Source organism: Streptomyces sp. DvalAA-14, assembly GCF_900091855.1.
GTDB lineage: Bacteria > Actinomycetota > Actinomycetes > Streptomycetales > Streptomycetaceae > Actinacidiphila.
In genome coordinates this window covers 1-2,811 of sequence record NZ_FMCH01000174.1, presented here as the reverse complement: position 1 = coordinate 2,811, position 2,811 = coordinate 1, and the positions used below count along the sequence as shown (strand labels likewise).

At 75.1% G+C, this 2,811-nt stretch carries 1 protein-coding gene and 2 pseudogenes; all 3 read right to left on the bottom strand.

The features are described from left to right. Nucleotides 1-1,411 (bottom strand): annotated as a pseudogene (locus tag GA0115240_RS08615) (ATP-dependent DNA helicase RecQ); the annotation flags it as partial. A 19-nt stretch (nt 1,412-1,430) separates the two neighbouring features. Continuing rightward, entirely contained in the window at nt 1,431-2,156 is a 726-nt protein-coding gene (locus GA0115240_RS08610; protein WP_093736063.1) for a YoaK family protein, read from the bottom strand. A gap of 126 nt (nt 2,157-2,282) precedes the next feature. Further along, nucleotides 2,283-2,811: pseudogene (locus tag GA0115240_RS08605) on the bottom strand (hypothetical protein); the annotation flags it as partial.

Genomic DNA, 2,811 nt, shown 5'->3' with positions numbered 1-2,811 from the left:
GCACGGCACGCCGACCTCCTCCCCGAACGTACCCGAGCAGGAAGCGGCGCCGGCAGCCGGTCGTCTCGGCGTAGCCGCGCATCATGTCGACGCGCGAGCGCTCCAGCAGCCGGTGGTTGCCGGCGATACGCAGCGCCTCCTCGACCGCGTCGGCCTCGTCGCGCGCCGGCTCGGCCCAGGCGCTGCCCTCCGGCCCGGTCCGGACCGCGCCGGTCTGCTCCAGCAGATTCAGTGCCGCCGACAGCCGGGTCGCGGACAGCTCGCACCGCAGGCGCAGCTCGGCGACCGGCACCGGGCCCGACCCGCCCCGCACCTCCCGCGCCACCGCGGTCAGTGTGTCGGCGTCGGTGCCGCCCGCGGCGAAGAAGCGCTGCAGCCCCAGGTCCTGCGCCCGGTAGGCCAGGATCGCCCGGGCCGGCGCCCCGTCCCGCCCGGCGCGGCCGACCTCCTGGTAGTAGGCGTCCAGCGAGCCGGGCACCGACGCGTGCAGCACGAACCGTACGTCCGCCTTGTCGATGCCCATGCCGAACGCCGAGGTGGCCACGACCACGTCGAGGTCGCCCGCCATGAAACGGTCGTGCACCTCCGCGCGCTCACCGGCCCGCATCCCCGCGTGATAGGGCGCGGCGGCCAGCTTCAGCTCGGCCAGCTCGGCCGCGTACGCCTCGGCGTCGCGCCGGGTGGCGGCATAGACGATGCCGGGCTTCGGCTCGGCCGCGGCCCGCTCCACCACGAACCGCCGCTTGTCCGCGTCCTCCTGAAAGGCCACCACGCCCAGCTCGATGTTGGGCCGGTCGAAGCCGGCCACGATCTCCTTGGTGCCGCGCATCCCGAGCCGTTCGACGATGTCCTTGCGCACCGGGGCCGCGGCGTTCGCGGTCAGGGCCAGCACCGGCGGCCGGCCCAGCCGCTCCACGGCGTGCCGCAACCGCAGGTACTCCGGGCGGAAGTCGTGGCCCCAGGACGACACACAGTGCGCCTCGTCCACCACGAACAGGGCCGGCCGCAACGCGGCCAACTGCTCCACCACGTCGTCCTTGGCCAGCTGCTCCGGCGCCAGGAAGACGAAGTCGACCTCCCCGGCGCTGAGCCGCTCCCACGCCAGCTCGTTGTCGGACCGCCGCTGCACGGAATTGACCGCCGCGGCCCGGCCCCCGCCGCGCTCCACCAGGCCGCGGACCTGGTCGCGCTGCAGGGCGACCAGCGGGGAGACCACCACGGTGGGACCCTTCAGCAGCGCGCCCGGCACCTGGTAGATCGCCGACTTCCCGGCACCGGTCGGCATCACCGCGATGACGTCCTGGCCCTTCAGCACCGCCTTCATCGCCGCCAGTTGGGCCGGCCGCAGCCGCTGCCAGCCGTAGACCTGCCGGGCGGTGCGGCGCAGGCGACGGGAAGCGAGTCCGAACATGGGTCTCCTCAGCGGGCGTTCACAGCGGTCTGTCGGGCTGCGGATACCCCGGTGCGGGCCGGCTACCGCGGTCGGTCCGGCTTTCCCGCCACCACAGCGCGGGAGCCGCCTCCCGCCAGGCCAGCGCCAGCGCGGCGAGGACGAGTGCGGCGGGCACGGCCGGGGCGGCCTCCCGGGCCCGGGAGACGGCGAGGCCGCCGAACAGCGCGCCCAGCGGCAGCATCACGACCACCAGGGCGGTACGGGCCCGGAAGACGCCGCTCGTCGCCAGCTCCCTGAGCACGCTGGTCAGGGAGCCGGTCAAGTAGGTGGTCGACACGCCCGCCGGGGCGGCCACGTGGATGGTGCCGCTCTGACAGCCCATCGCCAGCGCGGCCGCCGCCAGCAGGACCAGCCGTGCGGTGCCGTCCGGTCGGCCGCCCTGCGACGCCCAGCCGGCCGTGATGCCGCACAGGATCACCAGCTCCACCGCCAACGCGGCCCTGACCCCCGCCGGCCGGCCGCGGCGGGTGGCGGCCAGCCGACCGCCGATCGGCACCCCGGCCACGAATCCGGCGATCGCCACCAGCGAGTGCCCCGCGAGCCCGGCCCTGCCGCTGCCCGCGGCCAGTCCGAGCAGCCCCATGTTGGCGGTCATGACGCTGGTGAACACTCCGCCCAGGGCGACGAAGCCGATGGCGTTGACGGCACCCGCGGCCATGGTCAGCAGCAGCAGCGAGGCGGGAAAGGACAACCGGAGCGGCATAACCGCCAACGTCTCATCCGGGCCCGGCCGGCGGCGGTGTGACAGGCCGGGCACGGATGCCGGGGTCGGGGGGCTCCGCCGACCCGGGAGCCGATGCGAGCCGGCCGCCCGCCGTGCCGCCCGCGCTCAGCCGGTGTCGCCGTCCACGCGGGTGGCGCCCGTCGAGGGCTGCTCGTAGTCCGCCGGGACGAACTTGCGCAGCAGGGGACGGTCGGCGGCCAGCTCCGCGACCTCCTCGACCTCCGCTTCGTCCCCGGTCAGCGTGAGCTTGGGGCGCTCGCTGCCGACCCCGGGCGCGCCGGACGGCTCGTCCGTCGGGGGAGTGAGGCCGTAGTGCACGTACAGCTCCTGCTCCTGGTCCAGGGTCAGGTGCTGGTCGGCGTTGATCCGGGGCGCGGCGGCCACCGTCTCCAGCGAGTACGCCACCCGCAGCACGCCGTCCTGGTCGTACCCCGCGCCCCGCAGCGGGACGAAGGTGTCCTGCGCGCCGTGCGGCCCGCCGCGCACGGCCACCCACTCCGGATGGCGCTCCTTGGCGATGTCCACGTAGACCTGCGCCACGCTGGCGATCAGCCGGCCGTCGCGGTCGTGCACGGGCGTGTGCTTCAACGCGTCCGGGTCCTGGAACAGCTCTTCGGCCATGACGACTCCTTCG

Bases quoted from the DNA above. Each gene is read 5' to 3' on its own strand.
- GA0115240_RS08610 (WP_093736063.1), bottom strand. From the start codon at position 2,156: ATGCCGCTCCGGTTGTCCTTTCCCGCCTCGCTGCTGCTGCTGACCATG.